2 protein-coding genes are annotated in these 381 nt (G+C 66.7%); both read left to right on the forward strand.

Annotation, left to right across the window (positions count from 1 at the left end; translation table 11 throughout):
* Window positions 1-219: Scr1 family TA system antitoxin-like transcriptional regulator (locus AC1DUE_RS20680; protein ID WP_477041272.1), on the forward strand; the 219-nt coding region annotated here is incomplete at its 5' end.
* A gap of 23 nt (window positions 220-242) precedes the next feature.
* Window positions 243-381 (forward strand): DUF397 domain-containing protein (locus tag AC1DUE_RS20685; protein ID WP_477041273.1); only part of this gene is annotated, 139 nt, incomplete at its 3' end.

A 381-nucleotide genomic window follows, 5' to 3' on the forward strand; every position in this document is an offset into this window, starting at 1 on the left:
GGCCACCACCCCGGCACCTATGGCCCGTTCGTCCTCTTCCGTTTCGCCGTCCCCGAACTGCCCGACATGGTGTACAGCGAGTACCTGACCGGTGCCGTCTACTTCGACGCGCGCCCCGAGGTGGCCTCCTACCTCGAAGTCATGGACCGCATGGCGGCTCAGGCCGCAACTGCACAACGCACGAAGGAAATCCTCCGGGACTTCCGCAAGGAGCTGTGATGATCGACCCCATATACAACGGCATGCCGGCCGCCGAACTCGGCTCCGAAGGCTGGTACAAGCCGTGGAGCGGCGGCAACGGTGGCAACTGCGTCGAGGCCATGAGGCTGGCCGACGGCAGAGTCGCTGTACGCCAGTCCGCGGATCCCGACGGCCCCGCCC

It is taken from the genome of Cellulomonas sp. P4_A2, from assembly GCF_056402515.1.